General features: G+C 59.1%; 14 protein-coding genes and 3 pseudogenes. 8 read left to right on the top strand and 9 right to left on the bottom strand.

Features of this window, described 5'->3' with window-relative positions:
• Window positions 1-33: 33 nt before the first annotated feature.
• From ACODSM_RS13100 to ACODSM_RS13085, 4 genes are all read right to left on the bottom strand, one after another.
• Window positions 34-555, bottom strand: a complete 522-nt coding sequence (locus ACODSM_RS13100) for a Mov34/MPN/PAD-1 family protein (RefSeq protein ID WP_488805556.1) — start codon at window positions 553-555, stop codon at window positions 34-36.
• Window positions 552-2,123 carry a ThiF family adenylyltransferase gene (locus tag ACODSM_RS13095; RefSeq protein WP_488805555.1) on the bottom strand — a complete coding sequence of 524 codons (1,572 nt, stop codon included), beginning with the start codon at window positions 2,121-2,123 and terminating at the stop codon, window positions 552-554. The genes ACODSM_RS13100 and ACODSM_RS13095 overlap by 4 nt, the downstream gene beginning before the upstream one ends.
• Window positions 2,124-2,257: 134 nt before the next feature.
• Entirely contained in the window at window positions 2,258-3,304 is a 1,047-nt protein-coding gene (locus tag ACODSM_RS13090) for a cyclic GMP-AMP synthase DncV-like nucleotidyltransferase (RefSeq protein ID WP_488805554.1), read from the bottom strand.
• Window positions 3,297-4,406: a CBASS cGAMP-activated phospholipase gene (locus ACODSM_RS13085; protein WP_488805553.1), complete on the bottom strand. Its 1,110-nt coding sequence runs from the start codon at window positions 4,404-4,406 to the stop codon at window positions 3,297-3,299. The genes ACODSM_RS13090 and ACODSM_RS13085 overlap by 8 nt, the downstream gene beginning before the upstream one ends.
• 435 nt (window positions 4,407-4,841) lie before the next feature.
• Between ACODSM_RS13085 and ACODSM_RS13080 the strand changes: the two genes are divergently transcribed.
• From ACODSM_RS13080 to ACODSM_RS13060, 5 genes and pseudogenes are all read left to right on the top strand, one after another.
• A complete protein-coding gene (locus ACODSM_RS13080; RefSeq protein WP_488805552.1) occupies window positions 4,842-5,432 on the top strand; it encodes a hypothetical protein in 591 nt (196 codons plus the stop codon).
• Entirely contained in the window at window positions 5,429-6,304 is an 876-nt protein-coding gene (locus ACODSM_RS13075) for a hypothetical protein (RefSeq protein WP_488805551.1), read from the top strand. Before ACODSM_RS13080 ends, ACODSM_RS13075 begins: the two co-directional genes overlap by 4 nt.
• 38 nt (window positions 6,305-6,342) lie before the next feature.
• Window positions 6,343-7,266, top strand: a complete 924-nt coding sequence (locus ACODSM_RS13070; RefSeq protein WP_488805550.1) for a peptidoglycan-binding protein — start codon at window positions 6,343-6,345, stop codon at window positions 7,264-7,266.
• Between the two features lie 69 nt (window positions 7,267-7,335).
• Entirely contained in the window at window positions 7,336-8,250 is a 915-nt protein-coding gene (locus tag ACODSM_RS13065; RefSeq protein ID WP_488805549.1) for a zinc dependent phospholipase C family protein, read from the top strand.
• 556 nt (window positions 8,251-8,806) lie between these two features.
• A pseudogene (locus ACODSM_RS13060) lies at window positions 8,807-9,175 on the top strand (IS3 family transposase); the annotation flags it as partial.
• 345 nt (window positions 9,176-9,520) lie between these two features.
• Here the strand turns inward: ACODSM_RS13060 and tnpC are convergent.
• The 5 genes and pseudogenes from tnpC to ACODSM_RS13035 form a co-directional block, all read right to left on the bottom strand.
• Window positions 9,521-10,249: pseudogene (gene tnpC / locus ACODSM_RS13055) on the bottom strand (IS66 family transposase); the annotation flags it as partial.
• 109 nt (window positions 10,250-10,358) lie between these two features.
• Window positions 10,359-10,691 (bottom strand): IS66 family insertion sequence element accessory protein TnpB, encoded by a 333-nt coding sequence (gene tnpB / locus ACODSM_RS13050; RefSeq protein WP_488805548.1) that lies wholly within the window; start codon window positions 10,689-10,691, stop codon window positions 10,359-10,361.
• Window positions 10,688-11,074 (bottom strand): IS66-like element accessory protein TnpA, encoded by a 387-nt coding sequence (gene tnpA, locus ACODSM_RS13045; protein WP_488805547.1) that lies wholly within the window; start codon window positions 11,072-11,074, stop codon window positions 10,688-10,690. Before tnpA ends, tnpB begins: the two co-directional genes overlap by 4 nt.
• A gap of 55 nt (window positions 11,075-11,129) precedes the next feature.
• The gene (locus ACODSM_RS13040; RefSeq protein ID WP_488805546.1) at window positions 11,130-11,936 is read right to left on the bottom strand and encodes an IclR family transcriptional regulator; all 807 of its coding nucleotides are present in this window, start codon (window positions 11,934-11,936) and stop codon (window positions 11,130-11,132) included.
• Window positions 11,937-11,951: 15 nt separating this feature from the next.
• Window positions 11,952-12,773 (bottom strand): IclR family transcriptional regulator, encoded by an 822-nt coding sequence (locus tag ACODSM_RS13035; RefSeq protein WP_488805545.1) that lies wholly within the window; start codon window positions 12,771-12,773, stop codon window positions 11,952-11,954.
• A gap of 226 nt (window positions 12,774-12,999) precedes the next feature.
• Between ACODSM_RS13035 and ACODSM_RS13030 the strand changes: the two genes are divergently transcribed.
• From ACODSM_RS13030 to ACODSM_RS13020, 3 genes and pseudogenes are all read left to right on the top strand, one after another.
• The gene (locus ACODSM_RS13030; protein ID WP_488805544.1) at window positions 13,000-14,526 is read left to right on the top strand and encodes a tannase/feruloyl esterase family alpha/beta hydrolase; all 1,527 of its coding nucleotides are present in this window, start codon (window positions 13,000-13,002) and stop codon (window positions 14,524-14,526) included.
• A gap of 11 nt (window positions 14,527-14,537) precedes the next feature.
• A pseudogene (locus ACODSM_RS13025) lies at window positions 14,538-14,999 on the top strand (MBL fold metallo-hydrolase); the annotation flags it as partial.
• A 497-nt stretch (window positions 15,000-15,496) separates the two neighbouring features.
• The gene (locus tag ACODSM_RS13020) at window positions 15,497-15,844 is read left to right on the top strand and encodes a hypothetical protein (protein WP_488805543.1); all 348 of its coding nucleotides are present in this window, start codon (window positions 15,497-15,499) and stop codon (window positions 15,842-15,844) included.
• The last annotated feature ends 103 nt before the right edge of the window (window positions 15,845-15,947 follow it).

The raw sequence follows: 15,947 nt of genomic DNA, 5'->3' as shown, positions 1-15,947 counted from the left end.
GCGGCGTTGAGAAGCGCGTCGACTATGCTCATGTCAGGTTTTCTTCTGGCACCCACTGAGAATCCAACGGCGAGCAGCCGTACTGGACACGCTCCACACCGCGAGACCTGCGGCGCTTTGTGCTCGACCCACGATCATCATTAGCAGCGAGTTGCTGTTCAGCTGCGAACTGGCGATCAGACAGCGCATGGCATCGTCGTCGAGTCCCGAAGCCCTGGGGTAGTCTTCGGCATGTGTGTGCCACTCGCCAAGGTACAGTAGCCCCCGTTTGTGTCGGTCTTCGATCGCGCGCTGGGCTGCACCAGGGTTGGAACGGTAGCGATATCTGGAGCGCTCGTCGCCAGCATACGGGCCGGAGGCCTCGATCACGCAGACCTGTGCGGCATTGAGCGTGCCGAACAACTGGCCTCCAGCCTCGGTCGCCCAAGGGGTGGTCTGGCGGTGTCGGCTGACGTGTTGCAAGGCCAGTCGTGCAATCGAAATAGATTGCGAGGTGTCGGCGAGATGCCCGACGATTGAGTGCTTAGGCATTGGCTTTGCAAACAAACAGATCATGACCAGACAAACTCGCGCGTCGTCAGCCGGTCGGTGAAGGTTTCTCGTAGTATGCCGCCGTTGGCCGTTACCACTGTGGGATCGCCCATCCACACGCGGCGGCACGAGGCAGGCACCTTGTCCAGCAGCGTATCGAGTGCTAACCCGGCCGCCATCCCTACCGTGGGGTGCAAATCGATCACGCCGTGCGGTTGGAAGCTGTTGCCGCACCCAGCCTCCACGATGAGTGCTCCGGATTCACTCGGCCAATCTGTCAACCTGAAGTTCGGCCGCTCCTCGCCGTCGAACCCCGCCAGGATCGACGCCCGGCCGTAGAGCAAGACGGCATGCCCTGCGGCCGCATAGGCCTCAGTCCAGGTGCTGAGGTGAGCCGGGGGACGCGCGAGGGTTCGTCGCCAATGGTCCAGCGCAGCCTCGCCGTCGAAGTCGACGCCGGCCGAGATGATCAAGTCGGCGCTGGCCAAAAGGTCAAGGCTCTTGTAGCCGAGCGACTCGACGCGGTTGCGAAAGGCGTGTTCAAACGTCAGATGAGGAAATTCACGTCGCAGGTGCTCCTTCAGCGCCGAGGCTTTGTTGAGTCCGACGTGGAACATGCCCAGCGGATGCCGAGAAACGTTGGCCGTCGACAAGCTGTCGGCATCGACGAAGATCTGTTCGCCCACTCCTGCCTGGGCGAGAAGGCGTGCAACCGCAGCACCGATGGCGCCGCAGCCGACGATGGCCACCTTGCGGCTTTTAACCGACGCATAGCTCGAAGGGTGATCGCGACCGTGAACCCATGCCCCGTCGACCCGCGCGACCTTGCAGCGCTCGACCGGCCGCTTGGAGTAGGAGCCGACGATGCGTGAGGCAGGCACCCTCGACATGTGCCGAAACCCCTTGATCACATCACGCCGCTCGGCACCCCGCAGCACCACCGCTGCAAAGGCGGTACCGGTCTTGGTGCCTACCTCGAATAGAAACGGCGACAGCAGCCCGGGCTCCAGGCACTTTCTGGCGATGTCTTGCGGAAGCAGCTTGGTGATTTCGTCGCCGGTTTCCGGAAACTCGCGCGGTGTCCATGGCTGCGAAAGACGGAACAGCCACGTTGGGTGGATCTGATTGTCACCCGGATTGACGCCGGTGTTACGCAACCAACGCTTGAGTGCATCCTTGTCGTCGGCAATCACGTGGCGATTCGATCTGACATCGAAGAAGTACGCTACTTCGCGCGTCTCCTGATTCGGGGTGACGAGGCTCCATACCCGTGCTCGGTCAGCACCGTTCGTGACTCGAAGCGACCAATAGGCCATGAACTCTCGCTCGAACTCTTCGCGGCGCTTGGGTTCCGGAAAGTTGAGGAGTTCCTCCGCATCGCGAAGATGCGTCTGCACGCGGTCCGCAATCGGCGCGGAGTTTCTGGTTGACCGCAAGCACAGCAGTCCGGCCTGTTCGACGTGCGGCCAGCTGTAGTCGCTGCCCGCCTCTGGCGCGAAGATCCGGGGCTGCGAGTTGGGGAACGCGGCGTCGACGGCAAGCACCAGGTGGTCGACCGATTTCAGTTCGAGCGATCCAGCGGGGATGTTCACCCGCCAGCCAGCTTCGAACCCCTTTTGGAGCTTGTCCAGTTCGGCCGCCGTTAGACGCTGCCACTGGCCCGGGCGTTGCTGCTCAAGGCCAGCTTCGATCTCACCTGCGGTCAGGGCGCGTTCTGCCTCGGTCCTCAGCCGAACCTCCCACCACCGTCGTTGCGCCGTGCCGTTTCCACCGATGTGACCGCCATTGCGGCTCCCTTACTCCCGCCGCCGGCGTCGCCGCTGTTGTCTGGCTGCTCTGTGAAGAAGTCCGTGTCGAACACCTTGTCCCACGCCTCGCGCGCTTGCGTGCGTGTGCAATCGTCATTGTCCAGCACCTCGAGGTCTTTCAACGCATCTTGTAGGCAATCGCGGAAGAAGCTGACTTGCGAATCACTGCTTGAGGCAAGCGTCGAGTCCAACACAGGGTGCTCGATTGCGGTGGATACCTGCAGCGTCGAGTCAATTGCCTTCCAGGTCTCACGCAGAGCTTTGTCATCACGATTGGTGCTCGCTTTGAAATGGTCGACGACAAGCTTGGTGATGCAGATGCCGCTCGTTGTCTTTTTCTTCCAGTTCTGGCGTCGGGCGAACTTCTTGGTCAGCTTGGTAACGCGGCGCATTTGGCTACCGTCGGCTTCCCCTTCGTTGAGCGTACCCACCTTGCCGTTGAACCAGCTGGTGACGGCACGCGCATCGGACTTCACCCAGTCGTCGCCACTGGCGAGTTCGTAGTGCTCCACGACCTCGTCGTCATCGTTCTTCGTGGTGACGATGCGATAGACAGGAACGTCGATGTGGTGCCCCTCGGCGTACTCCTGACGCACGCAGTTTCGCTTGACCTCAGCCTCCTTCTTGAGTCGGCCATCCCACTTGAGTGCGTCGCAAACGCGTTCGCGGGCTGCCAGTGGCGTGAGGGCATTCCCGTTGTCATCTTTGAGGCCGGCGGACGCGAAATAGGCACCGTCATCGATGTCGTAGTCGTTTTTGTCGTCCTGCACCATGGTGCGCATTTGGTACGACCCCTGCGAATGCACCTCCTTGGGCTGAGGCTTCCCGGCCTCGGTCAGGCCGTTTTCCAAGCGTGTGCGACCCGCGTTGCGGTTCACCCGCATCTGTTGTTGTTGTTTGAGTCCCAGGGTGACGTTGTCCCGATGGAAGTTCGTCATTTCGCTATTGCAGTCGATGTCAGCCATTGGTGTTCTGCTCCTGATTAGTGGCAGGTGGGTGAGATCTGGCAGTGGCCAGGGTGGAGCGGAAATCCTGCATCTCTTTTGCCGTCGAGGCGAACGCGAAATCGACGTCCGAGATCGCCTGGCGGGCGAGCGCGTTGAGTACCTTTTTCCTGGCGTCGTCCATGTTGATCAGGTAGTCACGCAACTCGTTGGACGGGCATTGGGCCGGAAGTCGATAGGCGAAACTGCCATCGCCACGCATCTCTGCCATCTTGCTGGTGAGGTAGTCATAACCGACGGCTTGCGCGTTCAAGCTTGCCGAGATGGCCTTGAGGCCGAAGCCCCAGCCCCAGGCGGCGCGATGCCGCCACCAGTGGATCTCCTCGCCCCCCTGGGAAGGCAAAGTGCCCAGCATGAAGAGGTGGATGGGGCGGCTCTCGCCGCGATCCTTCAGTATCTCGGTCGCCTCCATCATGCCAATCAGACCGGGGTTATTCGCCCAGAGGCCGCCATCGACATAAGTTGCGGTTGCACCGGAGCCACCTGGCTCCGGCAGACGAGCCATTGAGCGCAGGATGGGTGCCGCGCTGGTGGCCATGCACACATCAACGAGGGTGCGCTTGTTGTCTCGTCCATTCAGGCGCTTCAGGTGTTGAGACTTGAAAACGACCGCCGCATGGCGGGCCAGATCGAGCGTCGGCACGGCCAATGCAATCTTGCGTTCGTCGTAGACCGACCCGATGGTACGGTCGCCCAGCGTGTCGTTCAGCGTCTTACGCAGGGCCCGGTCTCCGCAGATAGTGCCGATACCAAACGCGCGAACGAGCTTGCCGAGGATGGGCAGCGCTCGAACCCATTGCAGCGGGAAGATCTTCTTCCCCGCATTGGCATAGAGCTCTTGCATCTGCGTCAATGGCACGCCAGCTGCAAGCCCGCAGGCCACGATTCCACCCGTGCTCGTGCCAACGACGAGGTCGAAGGCGGATCCAACGTCAAGAGGGCCTTGCAGTTTCAACTTCTCAGTGATGCGCTCGGCAAAGGTGGCCAAGTAGGCGGTCTGGTAAGCGCCGCGCATTCCGCCGCCATCCAGGCACAGGACCCTAAAGGGCTTCGTTTCCTCCACGTGTGCTCCCTGTGTTTTCGTTGTCGACCAGACATGTGGCGCGTTGCAATGTGTTTCAAGAGGAGGTTCTCACGGAAAGGACGCTTTTTCAAGCCCTTTGGGCTTCAGGCGTTCAGACTTGAACTGCTCATACCACTATGCGGGCCATGCGACGGATTGGAGAACACAACTTGGCGGCGAATAGACTGCTGATTGGGTTCGACTAACGATTCGCGTTGACGCATGGATTCCAGGCGTTGACTTCAGCAAGAGTCGGGGGCTTTCGTGCAACAACTCGACCCCTCGAAGAAAGAGCACCGCCATGTTGGTGTTGGCGGATGCTCAAACGCGGAGAAGGTCAGGTGATTCTGGGTGAGACCTCCTGTGCATTCCATTTCTTTACATCTCAGCCATCGCTGAACAGAATAGGCTCACAACAAGCGTTGAGAGGGTGCCATGCCAGATGACAACAGTGTGCAGATCGCTAACCACCAGGAAAATAGCCACGGTCTTCATTGGACCTTGCACGCCATAACGGCACCCCTTCTGCTGCTGTATTTCGCACCCGTATTAGCGCTCTATTGGGCCGCGCTAACCACGGAGTTTTTTGCATCGGATCCATCCGGTCGTATTGGAGTGGGGCGCGCCATCGCCGGCCCACTATTCGACACTCTTCGAGCAACTCTGTCTGCGGTATTCGTCCCCTTCGTGATGGCCTACGCCGTCAAGAATCGATCGCTGAATCAGTCAATCCCATTGCCTACCCTTGGAATTTTGTACGTCTTCTTAGTCTTCCTGGTCGCCTCTGGTGTGCTCTATGGAATAGTGGAAGCTCATCAGGTGACGCTTGGAGACCACCCTGCCGCAGAAGCTACTAGCGCTGCTGAAGGCAGCCCCTCCAAGGTAACGCTCACGATGTACGAAGTCTATAGAGACATATCGATTGCGTATGCGAAAGAGTCGTTGACTTTTGTCGCCTTGGTACTTGGAATCGCGATGCGACCAGCAATCCGAGACGCTTCAGCCAAAGTGGATGTACAGAAATGAGAAAGCTAATTTCAACCCTGTTGGCTTGTGGTTGCGTAGCGATTTCTCTGCACACGCTCGCTCAACCGAAAACTTTTCAGTATCGAGTCGCCTTGGTCGATGCAGAGACTGGAAAAGCAATTTCACCAGAGACGGTACAGATCGAGGTGGACGATGAAGAGCAAACGATGACGCGAGAAGGACGAATTGCCAGCATTTCACTTGCAGCGCCAATGGCTAGACGCGTCAAAATTTTAGCCCGTCCAGAAGGGGAATACATCCCGAGAACCGTGGTACTGACCCCAGACGGCATAGCTACCGGGCGCGTCAAAGCCGTAGCGATTGAGAGGCGTCCCGTGAGATTCAACCTGCCGTATCTTCTGAGCGGCGCACAGCGGTTCGAACGAGGCGAAATCGATGGTGGCTTTGCTCTATTTGAAGCCGCTGCCTTGTCAGGTAGTCACAGACCCCAACTGGAAGAGGTCTCTGACTATGACGTGCTGCTTCGTTGGAACTACGCTCGCGGTCTTCAGCAAGCTTGCCTAGTGTTGGGCCATGACACCTGCAACACGGCTGCGGAGCGTCTCGCAATTGTTGACAGTGATTTCGAGAATGAAGTGAATGCGCGTAGATATCGCGCGAGAAGAGTCACTCATGACATGGTGAAAAGGGCGCAGCTTGATCTCTCTGCTAAAGCTACGAAAGCACAGTATGAGAAGGGCTTGCGTGCCTTTCGAGAAAACCAACACGACACCGCGATCGCGGCTTGGGAAGATCTGCTAAATAAGCCAGAACTCCTCAGTGCCGTACAACTAACCAAGGACAAGCTGGAGAGCGACATCTCGTTCGCAAAGACGCGCAAAGCAGAGGAGTCGGCGAGGGCCCCTCAATAGAGGTACCGCCGCACTTTCATCGATATTGGAGAGCGATCATGAACAGAATTTGGTTTGCCAAGGGGTTGCGGGGCATGATCGCAAAGCGAATCCAGGTTGACCTGCTGCGTCAAGGCTTCTTCGTTGGTGCTGCGGACAAATTTGCGGATGGAGTGTTCGGGGGAGACACGGAGTCTGCGTTGAGAACCCTCCAGGCCTCGCGCGGATTGAGCACCACTGGCTCGATAGATGACTTCACATGGAAGCAACTGACGGTCGATCCACTTCCAACGCTTTTCGAGCGGTGTCTGAGCATCACTGCAGAGTTTGAGGGGCATGGTTTTGGACTTCTACAGGGAAACTTCGACGGAGCGGGATTGACCTGGGGCGTCATCGGATTCACTCTCTCCAATGGTGAGGTACAAAATCTACTTCAAGAGGTTGATAGTGCTGCGCCGGGGACCATCGACCGAGTCATGGGAGATCTGGCCGAAACTTGGCGTGCGAAGATGAAGCTGCCTCGCTTGGAACAAGTTGCCTGGGCAAACAGCATTAGCAGTGGCCCCAGTAAAGCCGATGTACCGCCGGATTGGAAGTCTGCGTTTGCTCGGCTCGGCGACGAACCGATAGTTAAACGCCTGCAGCTGCAACGTGCCTACGACTCCTACTTTATCCCTGCAGCTGCTACGGCTCGCAAACTCCAACTGGTCAGCGAGCTTGGCGTCGCGCTTTCGTTTGACTGTCATGTCCAAAATGGACAGTCGCGAATCACTTCGGTGGAGGAGCTTGTACCTATTGCCGGCACTATCCCCGAGGCTGAAATGCGCATGCGTTGGGCAAGGCGCATCGCAGATTTTTCCTCTTCGGAGTGGCGCCAAGACGTGTTGGGTCGAAAGTCCACGCTCGCTTCAGGATCCGCTATGTTTCGTGGTCGGAACTATGAGTTGAAGAACTGGGGCCTCACTGAGGCGGTTGCGGCCTGAATCTTAGATAGGGAACCAGTACCCAATGGCCACAAGACGATTGCCTAGACTCTTAAAAGGACGACCCAAATGCCCGGTGCTTATGCCCACATCGCGATAGTCAACGACGCGCAAAAAGCGGCGCACACAGTAGGGCTGAGAGATGAAACACTCATGGCACTAGGCCTGTATCTGAAGTACGTGGAACTTGGAGCGGTAAGCCCGGACTATCCGTATTTGGCGCTCGGGGGGGACCAGGCGAAATGGGCAGATGCGATGCACTACACGAGCAACGCAACATTGCTGAGGACCGGGGTCGCCCAGGTTTCCAAGCTTCCTGCGGAAGGCCGGCCCAAAGCAACCGCTTGGCTTCTCGGCTTCGCTGCTCATATGACCACGGATATGACCATCCATCCCGTCGTGGAGTTACGCGTGGGCCCCTACGCCCAAAACAAGGGGGAACATCGTCGCTGTGAAATGCATCAGGATGCCTTCATTTTTCCCCGTGTTTTGGATGTAGGAGATACCGGGCTATCACAGCATCTGAGATCGGGCATCGCGACCTGCACGGACCCCAATGATGAAGATGCACTGGATCCCGAGATCTGTGCAATTTGGCTTGCTATGCTGAGAGAGGCCAATCCGGATGAAGATGAAATTCCGGACTTTCATGCTTGGCATGGTGGGTTTACTGGCGTTTTGGCAGCAATGGCAAAGGCTAACCATTTTGTTCCTTTGGCCCGCCACGTATGCACCGGGTTGAATCTTGCGTACCCCCGGGCTAAGGGCATCGACAGAACCTTTTTGGAGCAACTTCAAACGCCGGAAGGGCCGATGGACTACGCTTCAATTTACGCTCGTGCCCGGTCAAACGTTCTGGCTGTGTGGAAGGGGCTTGATGACGCTTTGATCCATGGCCGATCAGACGAGCTGGATCAACTGGAGGACTGGAATTTGGATACTGGCCGAAGCGTTCAGACAGGCAAACTCGTTTTTTGGGGGTGAGCATGAAAAAGTACTCTCGATTTGCGCTGTCCCTTTCCATCCTCATCCTGACCGCTTGCGCAACTCCGCGCAATGAGAGAGAAATGAACACTTTGGCATCCGCCTTGACAAAAGTCTCGGCAGCCGTGGATGTCACAGTGCGTTACAAGCGCTCCACCGACGCTTTGGAAGATGCGCAGCTACTTAAGGCTTCTACTACGCACGACCCGGGCTTGCTACAGCCATTACAAGGACGGCGTGTTCGCGTCTTGCGGGATGGGCGGGACTCCGCCGTCTTGGTGTGCGACGCAAATTCGGGGGATGCTCTGCTAGAGGATGCGGGGTGCACTCCTCAGCTGGATGTCCATCGCTGGCGTGATACGCCGAAGTCCAGTTGCGAATTTTCGTTGGACCTGAGAAAAGTCTGTGCTCGCTGATTGAACTGTAGAGAAGTTACATGGCCAAGAACATCGTGATTTTCTCCGACGGCACGGGACAGGCTGGTGGTTTGCGTCCCGACCAGAACCTTAGCAACATCTACAAACTCTTCAGAGCTTGTCGAACAGGTATGAATCGCCTGGTCCTCGATGCACTGCTAATGGCGCTATGGCGCCGCCAGCCGCGTGCACCTGTCATAGTTCATTCCGATCAAGGCTGTCAGTTCACCGGCCACGAGTGGCAGACCTTTCTGCGCGACCACAACCTAGTCAGCAGCATGAGCCGGCGTGGCAACTGCCACGACAACGCTGTGGCCGAGAGCTTCTTCCAACTGCTCAAGCGCGAACGCATCCGCAGGCGGGTCTATGCAACCCGTGATGATGCGAAAGCGGACGTCTTCAACTACATCGAAATGTTCTACAACTCACAGCGCCGTCATTCATCGGCGGCAGGACTATCCCCTGTAGAGTTCGAACAGCGACATTCCCAACGGCTCAACGGTGTCTAGGAATGCCGTGGCGATTCAATGTATGCGTCCGGCAAACACATCTTGTGTGAGGTTCACAGCAAGTGAGCCTCCTCACATTGAAGCCGAGCAGCTTCAGCCGCGGCGATCAAATCACTGGTCGCTGTCGGGTTCGGCTGACCCCCCTTTGCAATGCGGTCAATGTCTTGCAGGACTGCTTCAATAGCTGCGGCCCAATTCGCCATGGCCTGTTGGATCGGTATTCCATTGGAAGATGTTTTTTTCCCCATGCAGCGATGTTGGCACTCTCAGAACTCGCCGTCTGTGCGCGGGCGCACACAAGGACCGGAAGCGTCACCGCTGACCGGCTTCGGCGGATGCGGAGAGTCAACTTGCTGTCTCTGCGGGCAGCCAGTGATGTGGCAGAAGTTCAGCGATCCGGACGGCAGGCTGCGTTGGTAGTCTAGTCAGTATGTCCTTGAGATATGCGTATGGCTCAAGTCCATTGAGTTTTGCCGAATGCAGCAGGCTCATGACGGCGGCTGCACGCTGGCCGGCGCGAAGCGAGCCCGCGAATAGCCAGTTCGACCTGCCGATGGCAATGGGCCTGATCTGGTTTTCGACCCAGTTGTTGTCAGCAGGCAAGTCGCCATCGTCGATGAAGCGCGTCAACGCCTGCCAACGCTTGAGGCTGTAGTCGATGGCCCTGGCCGTGGCAGAACCTTCGGGCACCCTTTGACGTTGCCCACTCAACCATTGCTGCAAGGCGTCAGCCACGGGTCTTGAGCGCAGTTGCCGCAGGCGCTTGCGACCCTCGGGATCAAGTTCACGGATCTCGCGCTCGATCTCGTAGAGCTCGCCGAAGAACTTCAGCGCCTGCTCGCCGACCTGGCTGCCATGGTTGGCCCACAGCTCATGGAACTTACGTCTGGCGTGGGCCAGGCACCCCGCCTCGGTCACGCCCAGCTCGAAGCAGGCCTTGTAGCCGGAGAAGTCGTCGCAGACGAGCTTGCCTTGCCAGGCTGGTTTCCTTCCCTCATCCAATCCAAGGAAGGCCCGGACATGCTGGCCACCTCGGCTGTCCGCGAAGTCGAAGATCACCGCGCGCAGGTCGCTAAGCGTGTCGATGAAGTCGGTGGCGATCACGGAGAGTGATCGTGCCTGTGACTTGGCCACGCCACATCAGCACATCCGGCAATTGCGCTGGAGGACTGCGTTAGGGCATCTACAGCATGCTGATGATGCCGGCCTCGCCGATGCGCTGCCAGGGTAGGCCCAGCACCAGGGCGCCGAGCTGTTGCTGAGTCAGCGCCAGGGTCTGGTCGGTATCTCGGGGCCAGACGAACTTGCCCTGATTCAGTCGCCTCGCAGCCAACCAGACCCCAATGCCATCGTGCACCAATACCTTCATGCGATTGGCGCGCCGGTTGGCGAACAGGTAGGCATGGTGGGGCCTGACTGCACCAAAGACGTTGACGACGCGCGTCATCGCCGCTTCGGTTCCCGCGCGCATATCCAGCGGCTCGACCGCCAGCCACACGGCGTCCACCCGAATCATCGAAGCAACTCACGGGTCCAGGCAGCGAAGTCCGAAGCGGCTGACACCGGCCAGGTGACCGTCATCAAAGTCGCACCGCGGCGCAACTGGACCTGAATGTCAGTGGTGGGAGCCGACCCTGACTGAACGGGTGACGGCGCCAGCGCCACCGGTACAAAGCCGCTGGAGATCGCGGGCACTGATGGCCGGCTTTCGCGGGCGAGTTGCCTCCAGCGGTGCACGACATTGGCATTGATGCCGTGGGCCAGTGCCACCTTTGCCACCGAGGTGCTGGGCGCTTCGCATTCGGCCATCACCTGCGCCTTCAGCGCCTCGCTGTAGTTCCGTCGCTTTGCGGATTTGTCGCTTGCCATCGTGTCCACCATTGAATTGATCGTGGACATGATCCTTGCTGCCTCAGCGGTCAAGTTCAAGATGACTTGGCCGGACGCTTACGATTCAATTCAAAAAGCGCTTCAGTTCCTTAGCGATGGGCCCGAGCCAGCTTGTATCAAACGTCCTTTCCGGACCGTACACGGTGATCGCCAGCGCCAAACCGCCTTCATCGTGAAACACTGGTGCACTCATTGCGTTGATACTAGGCAATGGATGACCCAATGTGCGAGCCATCCTGCGCGTTCGAACCTGCTCGACATCTACAAGGAACTTCGACTCCAGCTCGGCGCGTTCATGGCTCGACCTTGTTACTCGCGCCAGTTCAGCGTGGACAAGCCCTCTTGTGACTGAAGCGGGCAGGAAGGCCGCGAACACCTGCCCAGTCGCCGTGGACAAGATCGACATGGTCGAGCCCACTCGCAAATTGGTCTCGAGGGGAAAGTCCACCTCCGCCATGTGAACGATGGTCGGCCCGTGCTGGCTCCAGACCGTGAGAAAAGCGGTGTGACGTACGCGTTCCCTCAGCCGCTCCATTATGAGGATCGCTTGCTGGACGGCTTCAGACTGATCAAGTGCTGCCAGCCCCACACTCAAGGCCAGCGCACCCAGTCGATAGTGCCCCGATGACGGGTCTTGCTCCGTCAACTTTATCTTGCAGAAGCTGACCAGGTAGGGATGGACCTTTGCCGGGGTCATGCCCGCTTCGGTCGCAATGTCCTTAAGCGACAAGGACTCGGCGTGTCGGCAGAGGACTCTCAGAACTTCTCCACCCACTTCGATGGACTGGACACCTTTGCGGGAGGCATCGGCTTGTCGAGCTTCCGGACCCAACGGTCCGGCACAATTTGAACTTTTGGCGCGCAGGTTCATGGTCATCCTCTTAAGTCACCCGAGGCGGGGTTGCCGTGTGCGCTTGGCGCCAGGGGCCTGGGTTGCGGACGATGTTTGAATCTCGGAGCGGCTTGGCATGCCGAGCCGCTTCGAAAGAGCGCGCACCTTGTTAACAAGCGCCTTCACGGCTGTTCCATCGGCTGCATCGTCGTAGTCGCCCTTCTTACCGGTGACGGTCAGGGCGCAAACCAGCCCCCCCGAGTGGTTGAACACTGGTGCGCTCAGAGAGACGAGTCCGGGGATGGGGCTGTCGCAAATACGTGCGATGAAGTTCCTCCGAACCTCTTCCACGGCGCGAACAAACTTGCCGCCGGCGCCTGGCTCCTGGCCTTCCAGCGTCAATGCCTGCTCCACCACTTGTTGTGGCATGAACGCGGCGAAGACGCGGCCCGTGGCCGTGGTGCGAACGGGCAGCGTCACTCCCTCGAAAAGTGTTGCGTGCAAAGGCACATCGGTGCGAAGCACACGGATCACAGTGGGGCCCCGGCTTCCCCACACGGACAGGGCGACTGTCTGACCCAGCTCGAACCTTAACTCACGCAGAGCATCAAGCGCCAGCGCAATGGGGTCAAGACTTTGCAGCTCACTCAATCCGAGTTCCAGTGCGAACGAACCGAGACAGTAGCGCTTTGTTGCCACGTCCTGCACGACGAGACCCATGCGAATGAAGCTCGTGAGGTAAGCGTGCGTGACGCTGGCCGTCAAGTCTGCTGTCGCAGCCAGCACCTTAAGGTCGGCTGGCTCCCGGACCGTGCAAAGCGCTTCCAGAAGCCGGCCGCCCGTTTCAACAGTGCCGATCCCGCGACGTGTGTCCATAGAGGAAAAGGTCAAGCAGAGAAGGTACCCAGTATATGCGCAGCACTTTCTCCGTCAGTCCATGCGCAGGGCGGAAATCGGAGTGAAGTCACCATGGATTTCCCTGGGTGAAATCTATTTGCTATTTGCGAATGTCATACCTATGATCGCGCTGTCGCTCAAACAGCCAGCTTGTTTGGTCGATGCCTGCAGAGCGGCGACTTGTCGGCTGAGTGGAGTTTTCTGCTTGGCTTCCGTCGTGCGCCGCCGCTTCCTTCAACTTGGAGACGTCATGTTCCATTTGCTCTCACGCTCATTCGTGCCAACCTTATGTGTTGTGCCAACCGCTGTGCTCCTAGTCGCCTGCGGCGGTGGTGACGATCCGGCCCCCGTCTCGACTGCCGTGGCACCCAAGGTGTCTTGCGCGTCGCTGCAGGGCCAGACCTACTCGAACGTCAGCGTCGTGTCTGCTGTCGCTGTCGCGGCAAGCGGCCCCAATCCCGGCTACTGCCAGGTCAACGGCACCGAAGCGGGAACTCAGCACGATATCGAGTTGCGGCTTCCGAGCGAGTGGCAGCGCCGAATGGTGCAGGAAGGGGGCGGAGGCTTCGACGGGAGAATCGCCGCCATCAGCCCGCAGGGCAGCGTTCCGCTGTTGCTGGGCGCGGTGCAAGTCCTCAACAACGGCGGCCATCGGGATCCATCAGGGGCCGTGCTCCTGAACAACCCCTTGGTCGTGCAGCGGTATGCGCACACGGCCATCATCACCGCCAACCGGTTCAGCAAGCAGGTCACTGCTGCCTACTATGGTGAGGCGCCCGCGCGCACGTACTACCAAGGCTGCTCAAACGGCGGACGCGGCGCGCTCAACGCCGCAGCAAAGTACGGGGTCGACTTCGATGGCGTGATTGCCGGGGCGCCCACCCGTAACCTCGTCGGCCAGATCGAACAATGGACCCGCGCGGCTGCACTGACACTTCCGTCGTCGGCCAAGTTGCAAGGCATTGCAGCGGCGGCTGTGGCCAAGTGCGACGCGCTTGATGGCGCCACCGACGGGATCGTCTCGAACTGGGGGGCGTGCACCTTCGATCCAACGACTGACGTGCCGGCAACGGTCGGACTCACTGCGGATGAAGCAACTGCCGTCAAGACGCTCATGACCGACGTTCAGCTTGTCGACGGCACGATCGCCTACTCCGGCTTCGGTGTTGGCGACATGTCGAACTGGGGTGGCCGGTACGGCGCCCTGGGAGTCGGACACATGCGCAACATCGTCCTGAACGATGCGGCTTGGTCACCCGCGTCCTTCGATGTCAATACGTTCTTCCCGACCATCTCGAATGTCATCGACGGTACCTACCAGTTCAGCGCTTCAGTGAGCGGTCTGTCGCAGTTCCTGAAGGCAGGAAAGAAGGTCATGGTCTGGCACGGCTCTGACGACGCGCTGCTTTCGCACAAGGACACCATCCGAACCTGGAAGCAGGTGACCGACGTTACTGGCGACGCCGTTGCCCAAGCGAATTCCCGGCTCTATGTTGCATCTGGCGTGAACCATTGCGGTGGAGGTCCGGGTGCGGACCGCTTCGACCTCCTGACGCCGTTGGTCGCGTGGGTGGAAGAGGGAAAGGCGCCTGACGTTCCCGTCGCGTCGAAGGTCGACAGCACCGGCACGACCCTGTTCACTCGGCCGCTTTGCATCCATCCCCAGTTCCCGAAATACAAGGGCACGGGCGACGTCAAGAGCGCGGACAGCTACACCTGTTCCGCAAGCTAAAGGGCGACGTCATGACCCCCAAGAAGTTCGCATCGCACGCCGACGTCGAAGAGAGGCAGGTTAGCTTCACTCAACAGTCAGAGCACACCTGGGTCTACACGGCGGAGGGCGACCCGAACACCGGCATCGTCATTGGCGACGACGCCGTATTGGTCGCCGACGCCCAGGCTACCCCGGCAATGGCAGAGGATGTGATCCGCCGCATCCGCGATGTGACGGATAAGTCAATCAAATACGTCGTGCTAACCCAATACCACGGCCGTGCGAGTTCTCGGGGCGTCGGCGTACCAACCTCAGCAGATTCTCGCTATTCAGGATTCAGGATACCTACGACCTTATTGTCGCGCGAGGCGAGCAGGACAAGGCCAGCGAGATCGGACGCTTTCCCCGACTGTTTCGTGACGTCGAGAGCGTTCCGCCCAGGTATGACTTGGCCGACGATGACCATCCCCGGCAGGATGACGCTGCGGCTAACCATGAAGTCGCAGGGTTTCCGATGCCGCCAGCGCTCGCTGCGACCGACGCTCTGGCAGAGGCACAAAGGTTGGCAGCCCTGTCCACCGTACTCGCCCAAGTGAACAAGAGAGGTCTTTGGTGAGCCAGATGTACCTTGCGCCCGAAGTTGAGACTAACACGCGCACGTTATTGATCACGCGCGTGGTACGTTGACTGCCCTGTTTTGTTCCTCGCCGAAACCTGTGGCTAGGACAGCCGACGTGCCCGCCCAGACAACGCGCGTGCGGGCTGTGGAACGCCTGAGGAAGGCATAGCTCCGGTGGTGCGGCTACTGGCCAGCAAAGCCGCACAATACCTCAGCGGCTCAAGCCATCACTCCCGATGGCGGATCGTTGGTCGGACGGTGCACGTCGCACCCAAGACCCGGGCCAAAACCGGTGTGGTGTTTGCGTAGAGAAATCAATGACCTTCTCAGATCCGTAGATTGTTCCGCCCGCAGCACGACATACCTGCCATGGACCCGCTGGACTTGACCCAAGACCAGCGCCTTGCCTCCATGAACGCGATTGGCGAAGAATCCCACCCCGAACGCCAGTGGAGCTACGACCTCTTACCCGGTTGTGTTTTGCGCATCGATGTCGATGGTGCTGAGGGCCCGCGTTCGGCCATCGACACCCCGCTTCTTGGTGCAAGCGTCAAGGTTGCAACGAACAAGACGGACGAGACGCTTGATGTAGAAGTCAAGCCCGCCCGCCCAGCCACCCAGGGCGAAACCACGATTCTGGCAGCTCAAGAATGGGCAAAGGCCATCGGGATGGCGGGTATTCTGCGAATGCTAGAGAAGGGGGGGGCTGATGCGTGAATTGGTACTAGACAACGACCGGACCGATACCGTGAACCAGCACCATGAAGGGGGCAATGCATGCGCCTGACGACACGAAGCAGGTTTGCGCTCATCGCCATTG

Source organism: Acidovorax sp. FG42 (genome assembly GCF_057809195.1).
The sequence above is the reverse complement of the archived record's forward strand: the minus strand, read 5'-3'. Positions and strand labels throughout refer to the sequence as shown.